Origin of the sequence: Stenotrophomonas sp. SrG (assembly GCF_050031795.1) — a bacterium.
Classification (GTDB): Bacteria; Pseudomonadota; Gammaproteobacteria; order Xanthomonadales; family Xanthomonadaceae; genus Stenotrophomonas; species Stenotrophomonas rhizophila_A.
In genome coordinates, this window is sequence record NZ_JBNBBE010000625.1 from 1 (window position 1) to 250 (window position 250).

1 pseudogene is annotated in these 250 nt (G+C 69.2%); it reads right to left on the reverse strand.

What is annotated here, in order from left to right:
• Position 1: 1 nt before the first annotated feature.
• Positions 2–250: pseudogene (locus tag ACQG3P_RS21090) on the reverse strand (FliG C-terminal domain-containing protein); the annotation flags it as partial.

Below are 250 nucleotides of genomic sequence, written 5' to 3' on the forward strand. Positions count from 1 at the left end.
TTCACAGCACCGCCTCCGCGTTGCCGCCGCGGGTGACGGTGCCTTCCTCGGCCATGCGCTTGCCGATGGCCAGGATCTCGCGCTGCGCGGTGTCCACGTCCGACAGGCGCACCGGACCGCGTGCTTCCATGTCTTCACGCAGGATTTCGGCGGCACGCTGGGACATGTTGCGGGTGATCTTGTCGCGCACCTAGATGTCGGCGCCGCGCAGGGCCAGGCCCAGGCGCTCGCCACTGACTTCGCGCAGCAC